14 protein-coding genes are annotated in these 15,281 nt (G+C 71.9%); 11 read left to right on the top strand and 3 right to left on the bottom strand.

The genetic code is table 11. The features are described from left to right. Window positions 1-50 precede the first annotated feature (50 nt). From ruvC to ACSLIC_RS02645, 8 genes are all read left to right on the top strand, one after another. The gene (gene ruvC / locus ACSLIC_RS02680) at window positions 51-623 is read left to right on the top strand and encodes a crossover junction endodeoxyribonuclease RuvC (RefSeq protein ID WP_436736059.1); all 573 of its coding nucleotides are present in this window, start codon (window positions 51-53) and stop codon (window positions 621-623) included. After that, entirely contained in the window at window positions 620-1,246 is a 627-nt protein-coding gene (gene ruvA, locus ACSLIC_RS02675) for a Holliday junction branch migration protein RuvA (RefSeq protein ID WP_436736058.1), read from the top strand. Before ruvC ends, ruvA begins: the two co-directional genes overlap by 4 nt. Window positions 1,247-1,315: 69 nt before the next feature. Beyond that, the gene (gene ruvB / locus ACSLIC_RS02670) at window positions 1,316-2,401 is read left to right on the top strand and encodes a Holliday junction branch migration DNA helicase RuvB (RefSeq protein WP_436736057.1); all 1,086 of its coding nucleotides are present in this window, start codon (window positions 1,316-1,318) and stop codon (window positions 2,399-2,401) included. Between the two features lie 162 nt (window positions 2,402-2,563). Continuing rightward, entirely contained in the window at window positions 2,564-3,019 is a 456-nt protein-coding gene (gene yajC / locus ACSLIC_RS02665; protein ID WP_436736056.1) for a preprotein translocase subunit YajC, read from the top strand. 138 nt (window positions 3,020-3,157) lie between these two features. Continuing rightward, window positions 3,158-4,930 carry a protein translocase subunit SecD gene (gene secD, locus ACSLIC_RS02660; protein WP_436736055.1) on the top strand — a complete coding sequence of 591 codons (1,773 nt, stop codon included), beginning with the start codon at window positions 3,158-3,160 and terminating at the stop codon, window positions 4,928-4,930. Between the two features lies 1 nt (window position 4,931). Then, the gene (secF, locus tag ACSLIC_RS02655; RefSeq protein ID WP_436736054.1) at window positions 4,932-6,065 is read left to right on the top strand and encodes a protein translocase subunit SecF; all 1,134 of its coding nucleotides are present in this window, start codon (window positions 4,932-4,934) and stop codon (window positions 6,063-6,065) included. Continuing rightward, window positions 6,062-6,601, top strand: a complete 540-nt coding sequence (locus tag ACSLIC_RS02650) for an adenine phosphoribosyltransferase (protein WP_436736053.1) — start codon at window positions 6,062-6,064, stop codon at window positions 6,599-6,601. The genes secF and ACSLIC_RS02650 overlap by 4 nt, the downstream gene beginning before the upstream one ends. Window positions 6,602-6,814: 213 nt before the next feature. After that, on the top strand, window positions 6,815-9,307 hold the full coding sequence (locus tag ACSLIC_RS02645) for a RelA/SpoT family protein (protein ID WP_436736052.1): 2,493 nt from the start codon (window positions 6,815-6,817) through the stop codon (window positions 9,305-9,307). Between the two features lie 18 nt (window positions 9,308-9,325). On the opposite strand, the gene ACSLIC_RS02640 is transcribed toward ACSLIC_RS02645, so the two are convergent. The 3 genes from ACSLIC_RS02640 to ACSLIC_RS02630 form a co-directional block, all read right to left on the bottom strand. Beyond that, a complete protein-coding gene (locus tag ACSLIC_RS02640; protein ID WP_436736051.1) occupies window positions 9,326-9,826 on the bottom strand; it encodes a MarR family winged helix-turn-helix transcriptional regulator in 501 nt (166 codons plus the stop codon). A gap of 154 nt (window positions 9,827-9,980) precedes the next feature. Then, a complete protein-coding gene (locus ACSLIC_RS02635) occupies window positions 9,981-11,210 on the bottom strand; it encodes a DUF349 domain-containing protein (protein ID WP_436736050.1) in 1,230 nt (409 codons plus the stop codon). A gap of 148 nt (window positions 11,211-11,358) precedes the next feature. Then, a complete protein-coding gene (locus tag ACSLIC_RS02630; protein ID WP_436736049.1) occupies window positions 11,359-12,189 on the bottom strand; it encodes a peptidylprolyl isomerase in 831 nt (276 codons plus the stop codon). A 163-nt stretch (window positions 12,190-12,352) separates the two neighbouring features. Here ACSLIC_RS02630 and ACSLIC_RS02625 point away from each other — a divergent pair, with 163 nt between their 5' ends. From ACSLIC_RS02625 to ACSLIC_RS02615, 3 genes are all read left to right on the top strand, one after another. Then, window positions 12,353-13,072: an MBL fold metallo-hydrolase gene (locus ACSLIC_RS02625; RefSeq protein ID WP_436736048.1), complete on the top strand. Its 720-nt coding sequence runs from the start codon at window positions 12,353-12,355 to the stop codon at window positions 13,070-13,072. 17 nt (window positions 13,073-13,089) lie between these two features. Then, on the top strand, window positions 13,090-14,352 hold the full coding sequence (gene hisS / locus ACSLIC_RS02620; protein ID WP_030695450.1) for a histidine--tRNA ligase: 1,263 nt from the start codon (window positions 13,090-13,092) through the stop codon (window positions 14,350-14,352). Window positions 14,353-14,634: 282 nt separating this feature from the next. Continuing rightward, window positions 14,635-15,279 carry a vitamin K epoxide reductase family protein gene (locus tag ACSLIC_RS02615; protein ID WP_436736047.1) on the top strand — a complete coding sequence of 215 codons (645 nt, stop codon included), beginning with the start codon at window positions 14,635-14,637 and terminating at the stop codon, window positions 15,277-15,279. The last annotated feature ends 2 nt before the right edge of the window (window positions 15,280-15,281 follow it).

Raw genomic sequence — 15,281 nt, 5'->3', positions numbered from 1 at the left:
CCGGCCGGTGGCCGCCCGCGCCGGACACGGCGGACGGAAGGGGAGGGACGATGCGGGTACTGGGCGTGGACCCGGGGCTGACCCGGTGCGGCATCGGCGTCGTCGACGGCGCCGCAGGCCGCCCCCTGACGATGGTCGGCGTCGGCGTGATCCGCACCCCCGCCGAGGCCGAGACCCCCGACCGGCTGGTCGCCGTGGAAGCCGGCATCGAAGCCTGGCTGGACGAGCACCGGCCCGAACGGGTCGCCGTCGAGCGGGTGTTCAGCCAGCACAACGTCCGCACCGTGATGGGCACCGCCCAGGCCAGCGCCGTCGCCATGCTCTGCGCCGCCCGCCGCGGCCTGCCCGTCGCCCTGCACACCCCCAGCGAGGTCAAGGCCGCCGTCACCGGGTCGGGCCGCGCCGAGAAGGACCAGGTCGGCGCCATGGTGGCCCGCCTGCTGCGGCTCGACGCGCCCCCGAAGCCCGCCGACGCCGCCGACGCCCTCGCCCTCGCCATCTGCCACATCTGGCGCGCCCCCGCGCAGAACCGCCTCCAGCAGGCCGTCGCCGCCCACCGCGCCGCCCCCGCCCCGCGCCGTACCGCTCCCGGGCGGCGCCCCCAGAAAGGCCGCCCCGCATGATCGCCTCAGTCAGCGGCACCGTCGCCGCCCTCGCCCCGGACAGCGCGGTGGTGGAGGTGGGCGGCATCGGCATGTCCGTCCAGTGCACCCCGGAGACCCTCTCGGGCCTGCGGATCGGCGAGCAGGCCCGTCTCGCCACCAGCCTGGTCGTCCGCGAGGACTCCCTGACGCTCTACGGCTTCGCCGAGGACGACGAGCGGCAGACCTTCGAACTCCTGCAGACCGCCAGCGGCGTCGGCCCCCGCCTCGCCCAGGCGATGCTCGCCGTCCACCAGCCGGACGCCCTGCGGCGCGCGGTGGCCACCGGCGACGAGAAGGCGCTCACCGCCGTCCCCGGCATCGGCAAGAAGGGCGCCCAGAAACTCCTCCTCGAACTCAAGGACCGGCTCGGCGCCCCGCGCGGCGCCACCCAGGCCGCCCGCCCCGCCGCCGCGAGCGGCCCGGCCCCCTGGTCCGAGCAGCTGCACACCGCCCTGGTCGGCCTCGGCTACGCCCCGCGCGAGGCGGACGACGCCGTCGCGGCCGTCACCCCGCAGGCCGAGGCCGCCCTCGCCGAGGGCGCGCGGCCCGCCGTACCCCAGCTCCTGCGCGCCGCCCTGCAGAGCCTCAACCGCGCCCGCTGACCCCGGGCGGCCACCGGGCCGCCCCGCACCCGACCGGCCAGGACCCCAGGAAGATCCGAGGCGAGAGCAGTGAACCCGTACGAGACCGAGCCCGCCGCCCACGGCGCCGACGAAGACGGCCACCGGCTGGTGGGCTCCGTCGCCGACGGCGAGGACACCGCCGTCGAGGCCGCCCTGCGGCCCAAGGAACTCGGCGAGTTCATCGGGCAGGAGAAGGTCCGCGCCCAGCTCGACCTGGTCCTCAAGGCCGCCCGCGCCCGTGGCGCCACCGCCGACCACGTCCTGCTCTCCGGTGCCCCCGGCCTCGGTAAGACGACGCTCTCGATGATCATCGCCGCCGAGATGGAAGCCCCCATCCGGATCACCTCCGGTCCCGCCATCCAGCACGCCGGAGACCTGGCCGCGATCCTCTCCTCGCTCCAGGAGGGCGAGGTCCTCTTCCTCGACGAGATCCACCGCATGTCCCGGCCCGCCGAGGAGATGCTGTACATGGCCATGGAGGACTTCCGGGTCGACGTCATCGTCGGCAAGGGCCCCGGAGCCACCGCCATCCCGCTGGAACTCCCCCCGTTCACCCTGGTCGGCGCCACCACCCGGGCCGGGCTGCTACCCCCGCCGCTGCGCGACCGGTTCGGCTTCACCGGCCACATGGAGTTCTACGGCCCGGGCGAACTGGAGCGCGTCGTCCACCGCTCCGCCCGCCTCCTCGACGTCGAGATCGACACCGAGGGCGCCGCCGAGATCGCCGGCCGCTCCCGCGGCACCCCGCGCATCGCCAACCGCCTGCTGCGCCGGGTCCGCGACTACGCCCAGGTCAAGGCGGACGGCGCCGTCGACCGGGAGATCGCCTCGGCGGCCCTCGCGGTCTACGAGGTCGACGCCCGCGGCCTGGACCGGCTCGACCGCTCGGTGCTGGAGGCGCTGCTGAAGCTGTTCGGCGGAGGGCCGGTCGGGCTCTCGACCCTCTCCGTCGCGGTGGGGGAGGAGCGCGAGACCGTCGAGGAGGTGGCCGAACCCTTCCTCGTCCGGGAGGGGCTGCTCGCCCGTACCCCCCGCGGCCGGGTCGCCACCCCCGCGGCCTGGGCGCACCTCGGGCTGACGCCGCCGCGGCAGGTTCCGGGCGGACCGGGGCAAGGCGGCCTCTTCGCGGGCTGACGGCGCGGGAAGATCGCCCCACCCGGAACTGGGGTGCCATGCTGAGCGTTGTTCCATCCGTGCGGACTCGCTTAGACTCCGCCGATGCCGTCCCTTGCGGGCGGCCGCCCACCCCCATCGATAGGCCGCGGCACCGCGCGGTCGTGCGAAGGACATTCCCCCGTGGACATCGTGACCCTCCTCCCCTTCGTCGTGCTCATCGGCGCCATGTTCCTGATGACGCGCTCGGCGAAGAAGAAGCAGCAGCAGGCCGTCAACATGCGGAACGCGATGACGCCCGGCAGCGGCATCCGGACGATCGGCGGCATGTACGCCACCGTCAAGGAGGTCCACGACGAGTCCGTCCTCCTTGAGGTGGCCCCCGGCGTGCACGCGATCTACGCGAAGAACGCCGTCGGCGCCGTCCTCGACGACGAGGAGTACAACCGCATCATCCACGGGGTCGAGGGTGACGAGGGCGACGCCCCGGTGGTTCCCGACGACGCCTCCTCCCTGACCAAGGACGAGGAAGACGGCGACGTCGCCCGCATCGACCTCGGCAAGAAGGCCGATGACGTCGATCAGGACGCCGCCGACGCGACGCCGAAGAAGACCGACGGCGAGTCCGACACGAAGTAGTCACACCCGGGGACCGGCCCACGGCACGCGTCGTCCGGTCCCTGGGGTGTGTCCGCTTCGCGTCGGTCCTCCACACAACTTCAGAGCCGCCCGCCGCGCTCAGCCACGCCGGGCGGTTGGACAGGGAGAGACGACAAGGTGGCATCACCTAAGAAGGGTCGAAAGCAGCCCGGCCAAGGCCGACCGGGCCGTGCCCTGGCTCTGATCCTTATCGCGTTGGTGGCGCTCACGGGAGGCATGTTCCTCTCCGGGCATTCGACCCCACGCCTCGGTATCGACCTCGCGGGCGGTACGAGCATCACGCTCCAGGCCCGCAGCGAACCGGGTCAGGAAAGTGCGGTCAACCAGACCAACATGAACACGGCCGTCGGTATCATCGAGCGCCGCGTCAACGGCCTCGGTGTCTCCGAGGCCGAGGTCCAGACCCAGGGCACCGACCACATCATCGTGAACATCCCCAAGGGGACGAACGAGAAACAGGCCCGTGAGCAGGTCGGCACCACCGCTCAGCTCTTCTTCCGCCCCGTGCTCCAGCTCGCCTCCGGCGAGCCCGCCCCCCAGGGCTCCCCGACCCCTTCGCCGAGCGGTTCGCCCGACGAGGCCGAGCAGGGCGACGGCGACAAGGCGACCGAAGGCGGGGACAAGGCCACCGACGGCAAGTCCGGTGAGCCCGAGGCCGCGCCGACCACGCAGGGCCGCGCCGCCTCCGGCGCCCTGAAGGCCGACGCCACGCCCTCCCCGTCCGCTTCGGCCGACGGCAAGGCGGACCCGACGCCCGCGCCCTCCGCCTCCGAAACGGAGCCCAGCGACGCGCTGCTCAAGAAGTTCGAGGCGCTGACCTGCACCGACACCGAGGAGCGCACGGCCGCGACGGAGGGCGCCAAGCCCAGCGAGCCGATCGTCGCCTGCGGCCGGAACGCGGCGGGCCAGTGGGAGAAGTACATCCTCGGCCCGTCCGCCGTGGCAGGTACCGAGATCGAGGGGGCCCAGGCCACCATCGACCAGCAGGGCACGGCGGGCTGGATGGTGAACATGGACTTCACCAGCAAGGGAAAGAAGCAGTTCGCCGACGTCACCACGGACATCTCGGCCAAGCCTTCCCCGCAGAACCAGTTCGCCATCGTCCTCGACGGCGACGTGGTCTCCGCCCCCTACGTCCAGCAGCCCCTGACCGACGGCAAGGCCCAGATCTCCGGCTCCTTCACCCAGGAGTCCGCCCAGGAACTGGCCAACATGCTCTCCTACGGCGCCCTTCCGCTCTCCTTCGTCGAGGAGTCCGTCACCTCGGTGACCGCCGCCCTCGGCGGTGAGCAGTTGGAGGCCGGACTCATCGCCGGCGCCATCGGCCTGGTCCTGGTCATCATCTACCTGGTGGTCTACTACCGGGGCCTGTCGCTGATCGCCATCATCAGCCTCCTGATGTCGGCGGCGCTGACGTACACGATCATGGTGCTGCTCGGCCCGGCCATCGGCTTCGCGCTCAACCTGCCGGCCGTCTGCGGTGCCATCGTCGCCATCGGCATCACCGCCGACTCGTTCATCGTCTTCTTCGAACGGGTCCGCGACGAGATCCGTGAGGGGCGCTCGCTGCAGCCCGCCGTGGCACGCGGCTGGCCCCGGGCCCGGCGCACCATCCTCGTCTCCGACTTCGTGTCGTTCCTCTCCGCGGCCGTGCTCTTCGTGGTCACCGTCGGCAAGGTGCAGGGCTTCGCGTTCACGCTGGGTCTGACCACCCTGCTCGACGTGGTCGTGGTGTTCTTCTTCACCAGGCCGCTCCTGACCATCCTGGCGCGCAAGAAGTTCTTCGCGAGCGGACACCCCTGGTCCGGCCTCGACCCGAAGCGGCTCGGCGTCAAGCCGCCGCTGCGCCGCGCCCGCCGTACCGTCCCTGCCGACCCGAAGGAGGCGTGAGATGTCCCGACTCGGAAGTCTCGGCGCCAAGCTCTACCGCGGCGAGGTCGGCTACGACTTCGTCGGCAAGCGCAAGTTCTGGTACGCGGTCTCGATCCTGATCACCATCACGGCCATCGCCGGCCTCGCGGTGCGCGGGCTCAGCATGGGCATCGAGTTCCAGGGCGGCGCGGTCTTCACCACCCCGAAGACGAGCGTCTCCGCACCGCAGGCGGAGACCATCGCGGAGAAGGCGGCCGGACACGACGCCCTCGTCCAGGAGCTCGGCAGCGGCGGCCTGCGCATCCAGATCAGCAACGTCGACACGGAGAAGTCCGACCAGATCAAGGAGACGCTCTCCCGCGAGCTGGACGTCGTCGCCGACGACATCAACGCCGACCTGGTCGGCCCCAGCTGGGGCTCCCAGATCGCCAACAAGGCGTGGACCGGACTCGGGATCTTCATGATCCTGGTCGTGATCTACCTGGCCATCGCCTTCGAATGGCGGATGGCCGTCGCCGCCCTGGTCGCGCTGGTCCACGACATCACCATCACGGTGGGTGTCTACGCCCTCGTCGGCTTCGAGGTCACGGTCGGCACGGTGATCGGTCTGCTGACCATTCTCGGCTACTCGCTGTACGACACGGTGGTGGTCTTCGACAGCCTCAAGGAGAGCTCGAAGGGCGCCACCAAGCAGACCCGCTACACCTACAGCGAGATCGCCAACCGCTCCATCAACGCCACTCTGGTGCGCTCCATCAACACCACCGCGGTCGCGCTGATGCCGGTCGGCGCCCTGCTCTTCATCGGTGGCGGCTTCCTCGGCGCGGGCATGCTCAACGACATCTCGCTGTCGCTCTTCGTCGGTCTCGCGGCCGGTGCGTACTCGTCGATCTTCATCGCCACGCCGCTCGTCGCCGACCTCAAGGAGACCGAGCCGCAGATGAAGGCCCTCAAGAGGCGTATCCTCGCCAAGCGTGCCCAGGGCGGCGACGGCGAACCGCAGCCGGCCGGGGCCACCGCAGCCGGTGCGGCCGGCGTCGACCTCGGTGACGAGGGCGACGGCGCCGAGGCGGGTTCCCTGGTGGGCCCGCGCCGCACCCAGCCCACCTCCCGCGGCCGAGGCCGCGGCCGACCCTCTGGAAAGCGCAGATGACCGACATCCAGGAGCTTCTGCTCAGCCGTATCCGGGATGTGCCGGATTACCCGAAGCCCGGCGTCGTCTTCAAGGACATCACCCCGCTGCTCGCCGATCCGGCCGCCTTCACGGCCCTCACCGAGGCGCTCGCGGAGATCGCCCTGCGCAACGGCGCGACCCGCATCGTCGGTCTGGAGGCCCGCGGCTTCATCCTGGCCGCCCCGGTCGCCATCCGCGCCGGTCTCGGCTTCATCCCCGTCCGCAAGGCCGGCAAGCTCCCCGGAGCCACCCTGCGCCAGGCGTACGAGCTGGAGTACGGCACCGCCGAGATCGAGGTGCACGCCGAGGACCTCACCGCCGAGGACCGCGTCATGGTCATCGACGACGTCCTGGCCACCGGCGGCACCGCCGCCGCCTCCCTGGAACTGGTCCGCCGGGCCGGCGCCCAGGTCGCGGGGGTGGCCGTGCTGATGGAGCTCGCCTTCCTCGACGGGCGGGCCAAGCTCACCCGGGAGCTGGGCGGGGCTCCGCTGGAGTCCCTGCTCACGGTCTGAGCCGCCACTGAGGCCGAAGGCCCCGGCAGAGCACTGCCGGGGCCTTCGCCATGTGCGGGCCCGCCACACCGGTGCGCGCAGGGGCGCACGGCCTCCGTTCGCACTCCGTACCGTCCGCCGCCGTCCGCTCCGGAGCGGAGCCGGTGGTCCGATCTCGCTACCATGGCAGTCCGGACCGTGATCGTGATCCGGAGCCCTGCCCGAGGAGCGCTCTTGCCTGACGAGGCCCAGCCACTCTCCTCCGGACCCCGTCCGGGGGACCCCGAAGCCGCCGCCCAGGGCCAGCACGCCCAGGGCCCCGCGGCTCCCCCCGGCGCGTCCGGACCCGAGAGCCCGAAGCCGGACCCGGCCCCCGCGCAGCCCCCGGCCCCCACGCCGACGGGCCGCCCCGCGGGCCAGCAGCACGCCCGCTCCGGTTCCTCCAACCGCGTACGCGCCCGTCTGGCCCGGCTCGGTGTCCAGCGTTCCCACCCGTACAACCCGGTCCTCGAACCGCTGCTGCGGATCGTGCGGAGCAACGACCCGAAGATCGAGACCGCCACGCTGCGGCAGATCGAGAAGGCGTACCAGGTCGCCGAGCGGTGGCACCGGGGGCAGAAGCGCAAGAGCGGCGACCCTTACATCACCCATCCGCTCGCGGTCACCACCATCCTCGCCGAGCTGGGCATGGACCCGGCGACGCTGATGGCGGGGTTGCTGCACGACACGGTTGAGGACACCGAGTACGGGCTCGACGCGCTGCGACGTGACTTCGGCGACCAGGTGGCGCTGCTGGTCGACGGCGTCACCAAGCTCGACAAGGTGAAGTTCGGCGAGGCCGCGCAGGCCGAGACGGTCCGCAAGATGGTCGTCGCCATGGCCAAGGACCCGCGCGTCCTGGTCATCAAGCTCGCCGACCGGCTGCACAACATGCGCACGATGCGCTACCTGAAGCGGGAGAAGCAGGAGAAGAAGGCCCGCGAGACGCTTGAGATCTACGCCCCGCTCGCCCACCGGCTGGGTATGAACACCATCAAGTGGGAACTGGAGGACCTCGCCTTCGCGATCCTCTATCCCAAGATGTACGACGAGATCGTGCGGCTGGTCGCCGAGCGGGCGCCCAAGCGGGACGAGTACCTCGCCATCGTCACCGACGAGGTCCAGGCGGACCTGAGGGCCGCCCGCATCAAGGCGACCGTCACCGGCCGCCCCAAGCACTACTACAGCGTGTACCAGAAGATGATCGTCCGCGGCCGGGACTTCGCGGAGATCTACGACCTGGTCGGCATCCGCGTCCTCGTCGACACCGTCCGCGACTGCTACGCGGCGCTCGGCACCGTCCACGCCCGGTGGAACCCGGTGCCCGGACGGTTCAAGGACTACATCGCGATGCCGAAGTTCAACATGTACCAGTCGCTGCACACGACGGTCATCGGACCCGGCGGCAAGCCCGTAGAGCTCCAGATCCGCACCTTCGACATGCACCGGCGCGCCGAGTACGGCATCGCCGCCCACTGGAAGTACAAGCAGGAGGCGGTCGCCGGCGCCTCCAAGGTGCGCACCGACGTGCCCCGCAAGACCGGCAAGGAAGACGCCGTCAACGACATGGCGTGGCTGCGCCAGCTCCTCGACTGGCAGAAGGAGACGGAGGACCCGGGCGAGTTCCTGGAGTCCCTGCGTTTCGACCTCTCGCGCAACGAGGTCTTCGTCTTCACGCCCAAGGGCGACGTCATAGCGCTACCGGCCGGCGCCACCCCGGTGGACTTCGCCTACGCCGTCCACACCGAGGTCGGCCACCGCACCATCGGCGCCCGCGTCAACGGTCGTCTGGTCCCGCTGGAGTCCACCCTGGACAACGGCGACCTGGTGGAGGTCTTCACCTCCAAGGCGTCCGGCGCCGGGCCCTCCCGGGACTGGCTGGGCTTCGTCAAGTCCCCCCGGGCCCGCAACAAGATCCGCGCCTGGTTCTCCAAGGAGCGCCGCGACGAGGCGATCGAGCAGGGCAAGGACGCCATCGTCCGCGCCATGCGCAAGCAGAACCTCCCCATCCAGCGCATCCTGACCGGCGACTCCCTGGTCACCCTCGCCCACGAGATGCGGTACACCGACATCTCCTCGCTCTACGCGGCGATCGGCGAGGGCCACGTCGCCGCCCAGGGCATCGTGCAGAAGCTGGTGCAGTCGCTCGGCGGCGAGGAGGCGGCCAGCGAGGACATCGCCGAGTCGGCGCCGCCCTCCCGCAGCCGCCGCAAGCGCCGCTCCAACGCCGACCCCGGGGTCGTCGTCAAGGGCGTGGACGACGTCTGGGTCAAGCTGGCCCGCTGCTGCACCCCCGTCCCCGGTGACCCGATCATCGGTTTCGTCACCCGGGGCAACGGCGTCTCGGTCCACCGCGCCGACTGCGTCAACGTGGACGAGCTGTCCAAGCAGCCCGAAAGGATGCTGGAGGTCGAGTGGGCGCCGACCCAGTCCTCGGTCTTCCTGGTCGCCATCCAGGTCGAGGCGCTGGACCGCTCCCGGCTGCTCTCGGACGTCACGCGAGTCCTTTCCGACCAGCATGTCAACATCCTGTCGGCCGCCGTCCAGACCTCCCGCGACCGGGTCGCTACCTCCCGCTTCACCTTCGAGATGGGCGACCCCAAGCACCTCGGCCACGTCCTCAAGGCGGTCCGTGGCGTGGAGGGCGTCTACGACGTGTACCGGGTGACCTCGGCCCGCCGGCCCTGACCCGCTCCGCCCCGCCCGTCAGCCCCCGCCGTGCGCGGGCGGCGGGGCCGGGTGGGGCTCCTCGTAGCGGGTCGCCGCGTCCGCCGCCAGCCGCTCCATCACCTCGGCCGCGTCCGCCAGCCGCCGGTCCGTCATGCCCTCCAGGGCGGCCCGGAAGCTGTCCCGCATCCCCTGGTCGATCCGGTCCACCACCTGACGGCCGTGGGCCGTCGTGGAGAGCAGATGCGCCCGGTGGTCCAGCGCGTCCGGCACCCGCCGCACCAGCCCTGCCGCCTCGAGCCGCGCCACCTGCCGGGTCACGTGCGGGGAGCGGACCAGCAGCCGGGCCGCCAGGTCGGTGACCCGCAGCGGCTTCGGCGAGGCGTACAGCACCCGTAGCAGCGCGACCTCGGGGCGCTCCACGGTCACGCCCACCGAAGCCGTCAGCTCCTCGTGGACCCGGCTGCGGCCGAGCGCGTACGACAGTGAGGTGACCGCCTTGACCAGGCGGTCCAGGGGCGCGTCGGGGGAGTGCGGCATGGCCCCATCCTGCCCCACGGATCGCCGACGGGGCGGCCCGGTGGCACGGGCGTGCCGGGGCACGGGCCGGCCGGGCGTGCGACCCTCGGCCGGTACGCGGAAGGGGCCCCACCGCACCGGTGGAGCCCCTTCCGCGGAACGTACGGACAGGCCGTCAGCCGCTGAACTCCTCCAGGCCCTTGCGTGCCTGGTCCAGCAGGGCCTGGCGGCCCTCCAGCTCACGGCGGAGCTTCTCGGCCTTGGCCGAGGAGCCGGCCGCCTCGGCCCGCGCGATCTGGCCCTGGAGCTTGTCGACCGCTTCCTGGAGGACCCCGGTCAGCCCGGCCGCGCGCGCCCGCGCCTCCGGGTTGGTGCGGCGCCACTCGGCCTCCTCGGCCTCCTGGATCGCCCGCTCGACGGCCTGCATCCGGCCCTCGACCTTCGGGCGGGCGTCGCGCGGGACGTGGCCGACCGCCTCCCAGCGCTCGTTGACCGCGCGGAAGGCGGCGCGGGCCGTCTTCAGGTCGGTCACCGGCACCAGCTTCTCGGCCTCCTCCGCGAGCCCCTCCTTGATCGTGAGGTTCTCGGCCTGTTCGGCGTCGCGCTCGGCGAAGACCTCGCTGCGGGCCGCGAAGAACACGTCCTGCGCGCCACGGAAGCGGCTCCACAGGGCGTCCTCGTGCTCGCGCTGGGCGCGGCCGGCCGCCTTCCACTGCGTCATCAGATCGCGGTAGCGGGCGGCCGTGGGACCCCAGTCGGTCGACTTCGCCAGTGACTCCGCCTCGACGGCCAGACGCTCCTTGACCTTGCGGACGTCCTCGCGCTGCGCGTCCAACTGCGCGAAGTGCGCCTTGCGGCGCTTGGAGAACGCCGAGCGGGCGTGCGAGAAGCGGTGCCACAGCTCGTCGTCGGTCTTCCGGTCCAGCCGGGGCAGCCCCTTCCAGGTGTCCACCAGCGCGCGCAGCCGCTCACCGGCGGGCCGCCACTGGTCGGACCCCGCCAGCTCCTCCGCCTCGGCGACCAGCTTCTCCTTGGCGGCCTTGGCCTCCTCGGACTGCTTCGCCTTGCGCGCCTTGCGCTCCTCGCGGCGTTCCTCGACGGCCTGCACCAGGCGGTCCAGCCGCTTCGACAGCGCCTCCAGATCCCCCACCGCGTGCGCCTCGTCCACCTGCGCCCGCAGCGTGGCGATGGCGGCCTCGGCGTCCTTGGCTGCCAGGTCGGTGGTGCGTACCCGGCGTTCGAGCAGGCCGATCTCCACGACCAGGCCCTCGTACTTGCGCTCGAAGTAGGCCAGGGCCTCCTCAGGCGATCCGGCCTGCCACGACCCGACGACTCGTTCGCCGTCCGCCGTCCGCACGTACACGGTCCCCGTCTCGTCGACGCGGCCCCACGGGTCGCTGCTCACAGCGCCTCCTCCACATGATGCCCGGACGGGCCCTCGGCGGGCCCCGGCATCGTCCACAATTTCGTCACGGCCAACATAGGCGACCGGCGGGGCGGCTGTCCGCATCCCGCACGACCGAACTTCCGGCCCCTGGCCGGTCAGCGAGGGGTCAGGACTTCGTCACCGTGGCCTTGTCGATCACGACGGTCGCGTTGGGGGCGCCGTCACCCATCCCCGTCTGCTCGCCCGCGTCGGCGATCTTCTGGAGGACCTTCATGCCCTCCTCGCCGATCGTGCCGAACGGCGTGTAGTCGGGCGGCAGCTGGCTGTCCTGGTAGACGAGGAAGAACTGGCTGCCGCCGGAGTCGCGGTTGCTGCCGTCCTGGGCGTTGTAGCGGTTGGCCATCGCCACCGTGCCTGCCGGGTAGACGCCGCCCTTGAGCTTCTTCGACTTCAGGTTCTCGTCCGGGATGGTGTAGCCCGGGTCGCCCGCGCCGGTGCCCTCCGGGTCGCCGCACTGGAGCACGTAGATGCCGGCGCTGGTCAGCCGGTGGCACTGGGTGTGGTCGAAGTAGCCCTCGCCCGCGAGGAAGCTGAAGGAGTTGACCGTGTGCGGGGCGTTCTTCGCGTCCAGCTCCAGCGGGATGTCCCCGCAGGTGGTGGCGAGGTTCATGGTGTAGCCGGCGCCGGTGTCGACGGTGAGCTTCGGCTCCTTCTCGAAGCTCATCTTCTTCACCTCGCCCGGCGCCGGCTTCTCGCAGGGGTCCGCGGCCTTGGCCGGCTCCGCGGACTCCTGGGCCTTCGCCGCCTGGTCCTTGCCGTCGCCGCCGATGCCGCCCACCGCGTACACGGCCGCACCGCCCGCGAGCACCACGGCGAGGGCCGAGGCGATGACCGCGGTACGCGTCCGCGTCCGGCGGCGGGCCGCCTCGCGCCGCTCCTGCTGGCGCAGGTACTTCTTGCGGGCGGCCTCGCGCCGCCGCTGCTCGCTGCTGACCACCGGGTTGTCTCCTCGTCACGTCGTAGGGGCCGACCGCTTCGGTGTGCCCCGTACCGTATACGGGTTGGCTGTGGAAACGGCACCGCCGGTAGGCTTCGGACCTGCTGCGATTCTCCGCGGTCCGCGCCGTGGGACGACAGAAGCGACGACAGTGAGGACGAACGTGCTGATTGCCGGGTTCCCCGCAGGCGCCTGGGGCACCAACTGTTATGTGATCGCGCCCGCCGCCGGCGAGGAGTGCGTGATCGTGGACCCCGGCCACCAGGCCGCCCAGGGCGTCGAGGACGTGCTGGCCAAGCACCGGCTCAAGCCGGTCGCGGTGCTCCTCACCCACGGCCACATCGACCACGTCGCCTCGGTCGTCCCGGTCTGCGGCGCGCACTCCGTGCCGGCCTGGGTCCACCCCGAGGACCGCTACATGATGAGCGACCCGGAGAAGGGCATCGGCCGATCCATCGGCATGCCGCTCATGGGCGAGCTGACCGTCGGCGAGCCCGACGACGTCCGCGAACTGGCCGACGGCACCCAGGTGGACCTCGCCGGGCTGTCGTTCTCCGTCGACCACGCGCCCGGGCATACCAAGGGGTCGGTGACCTTCAGGCTGCCGCAGGCGGGGGACGTGCCGCAGGTGCTCCTCTCCGGCGACCTGCTGTTCGCCGGCTCCATCGGCCGGACCGACCTCCCCGGCGGCGACCTCGACGACATGTACGCCTCACTGGCCCGGGTGTGCCTGCCGCTGGACGACTCCACCGTCGTCCTGCCCGGCCACAACGAGCACACCACCATCGGCCGGGAACGCGCCGCCAACCCGTACCTGCGGCAGGTCGCCCAGGGGCTCACCGGTGGTCCCGGCGGGCCCGCGGGCGACCGACGACGTCTGTAGACACAAAAGAGAGAACCGTGAGCACCTTCAAGGCCCCCAAGGGCACGTACGACCTGTTGCCCCCGGACTCCGCGACCTACCTCGCGGTCCGCGAGGCGATCTCGGCCCCGCTGCGCAACTCCGGCTACGGCTACATCGAGACCCCCGGCTTCGAGGACGTCGCCCTCTTCGCCCGCGGCGTCGGCGAGTCCACCGACATCGTCACCAAGGAGATGTACGCCTTCGAGACCAAGGGCGGCGACCAGCTCGCCCTGCGCCCCGAGGGCACCGCCTCCGTGCTGCGCGCCGCCCTGGAGGCCAGCCTCCACAAGGCCGGCAACCTCCCGGTCAAGCTCTGGTACTCCGGCTCGTACTACCGCTACGAGCGCCCGCAGAAGGGCCGCTACCGCCACTTCTCGCAGGTCGGCGCGGAGGCGATCGGCGCCGAGGACCCCGCGCTCGACGCCGAGCTGATCATCCTGGCCGACCAGGCGTACCGCTCGCTGGGGCTGCGCGAGTTCCGCATCCTGCTCAACTCGCTCGGCGACCAGGAGTGCCGCCCGGTCTACCGCGCCGCCCTCCAGGAGTTCCTGCGCGGCCTCGACCTCGACGAGGAGACCCGCCGGCGGATCGACATCAACCCGCTGCGCGTCCTCGACGACAAGCGGGCCGACGTCCAGAAGCAGCTCACCGACGCGCCCGTCCTGCGCGACTACCTCTGCGACGCCTGCAAGGCGTACCACGAGGAGGTGCGCGCCCTGATCACCGCCGCCGGGGTGGTCTTCGAGGACGACGAGCGGCTGGTGCGCGGCCTGGACTACTACACCCGTACCACCTTCGAGTTCGTCCACGACGGCCTCGGCTCGCAGTCGGCCGTCGGCGGTGGCGGCCGCTACGACGGGCTCTCCGAGATGATCGGAGGCCCCGCGCTGCCCTCGGTCGGCTGGGCGCTCGGCGTCGACCGCACCGTGCTGGCGCTGCGCGCCGAGGGCGTCGAGCTGGACCTCCCCTCGCCGACGAGCGTCTTCGCCGTGCCGCTCGGCGAGGAGGCCCGCCGAGCCCTGTTCGGGATCGTGACCCGGCTGCGCCAGGACGGCGTCGCCGCCGACTTCGCCTACGGCGGCAAGGGCCTCAAGGCCGCGATGAAGGCCGCCAACCGCTCCGGCGCCCGCTACACCCTGGTCGCGGGGGAGCGGGACCTCGCCGAGGGCGTCGTACAGCTCAAGGAGATGGAGTCCGGCGAGCAGACCGCCGTCCCCCTCGACTCCGTGGTCGCCGAGGTGGCCGCCCGCCTCGCCTGACCGCACCGTCCGCCGGGCCCGCGCACCTTCACCGGCGCGCGGGCCCGGCGCCGTTCGCGCCCCGCGCCGCCCGGGCCGCATCCTCCCGCCCGCTCGGGCGTTCTTCCTTATGTCCGTCCGACGGCGCCCCGCAGGGCCGTTGGGGCACAATGACCGCAGCCGCGCGGGCCCCCGGCGCCCGCCCCGCCGGGCCTACCGGCCCCTGGGCGGAGCGGAGGGCGGACGGCAGACTGGCGGCCGAGAAGACCGGCAGACCTACGACGACACTGGCGGAACGACGCGATGACCCACTCCACAGCGGCACCCGGCGGCGCCGCCCCCGGACGCGAGGACACCCTCACCACCCCGGCGCGGGCCGGCACGAGCCGCGCCTTCGCCTGGATGCTGGTGATCACCGGCGCGGCCGGACTGCTCGCGGCCTGGGTCATCACCATCGACAAGTTCAAGCTGCTGGAGGACCCGGACTTCGTCCCGGGATGCAGCCTCAACCCCGTCGTGGCCTGCGGCAACATCATGCAGAGCGAGCAGGCGTCCGCCTTCGGCTTCCCCAACCCGATGCTCGGCCTGGCCGCCTACGCCGTCGTGATCGGCGTCGGCGTGAGCCTGCTGACCGGGGCCCGCTTCCCCCGCTGGTACTGGCTGACCTTCAATGCCGGGACCCTCTTCGGCGTCGGCTTCTGCACCTGGCTCCAGTACCAGTCGCTGTACAACATCAACTCGCTCTGCCTGTGGTGCTGCCTGGCCTGGGTCGCCACGATCGTCATGTTCTGGTACGTCACGGTGCACAACGTCCGCGAGGGCTTCCTGCCCGCTTCGCGCGCGGTCCGCTCCCTGGCCGGCGAGTTCGCCTGGGTGCTGCCCGTCCTGCACGTCGGCGTCATCGGCATGCTGATCCTCACCCGCTGGTGGGACTTCTGGACCAGCTGACC

The organism is Streptomyces sp. BBFR102, from assembly GCF_051397025.1.
Taxonomy (GTDB): Bacteria; Actinomycetota; Actinomycetes; order Streptomycetales; family Streptomycetaceae; genus Streptomyces.
The sequence above is the reverse complement of the archived record's forward strand: the minus strand, read 5'-3'. Positions and strand labels throughout refer to the sequence as shown.